Here is a 243-nt window from a genome sequence, read left to right as displayed (position 1 = left end):
TCATATCAAAGCTGGCCACGGTGGAGACGGTGGAGGAGACAGAAGTACAGGCGCCGATGGAGATGATAAATACATTGAAGTTCCATTGGGAACAGTTGTAAAAGATAAAGAAACAGGCGAAACCTTATTTGAAATTACCGAAGACGGAGAAAAGAGAGTTCTTTGTAAAGGAGGAAAAGGAGGTTTAGGAAACTGGCACTTTAGAAGCTCGACAAATCAAACACCGCGTTATTCGCAGCCAGG

Annotated in this window: 1 pseudogene; it reads left to right on the top strand. The window is 44.0% G+C overall.

Annotated features, from left to right (window positions below):
• Positions 1–243 (top strand): annotated as a pseudogene (obgE, locus tag H6A60_RS14665) (GTPase ObgE); the annotation flags it as partial.

The organism is Sutterella massiliensis (assembly GCF_016899755.1).
Taxonomy (GTDB): domain Bacteria; phylum Pseudomonadota; class Gammaproteobacteria; order Burkholderiales; family Burkholderiaceae_F; genus Sutterella; species Sutterella massiliensis.
This window is presented reverse-complemented; position numbering and strand designations above follow the sequence as displayed.